The sequence below is a fragment of the Winogradskyella sp. ABM4_392 genome (assembly GCF_056160445.1).
Genome location: NZ_JBSWXE010000033.1, coordinates 1 through 228, shown reverse-complemented (window position 1 = coordinate 228; position 228 = coordinate 1). Strand labels below are relative to the sequence as shown.

1 protein-coding gene is annotated in these 228 nt (G+C 44.3%); it reads left to right on the top strand.

Translation table 11 applies throughout. The features are described 5' to 3' along the window. Positions 1–228, top strand: a 228-nt coding sequence (locus ACXAFS_RS15355) for a hypothetical protein (protein ID WP_475308063.1), incomplete at both ends; no start/stop codon positions are given.

Genomic DNA, 228 nt, shown 5'->3' with positions numbered 1-228 from the left:
CAACAGTGGAGATACTGTGACCTTAACAGTAGACGCTACTGATGATGCATGTGATGCTTCATTAGGAGACTTTACATTTACATGTCCATTGCCAGTACCAGTTAACGACGATTGTGCAGGAGCACTTCCATTAGATTGTGGTGTTACGGTAACAGGCAGTACAGAAGGGGCAACAGCATCAGGATTGGATGCAGAGTGTAACAACTTTACATCTTCAGATGCCTTCGA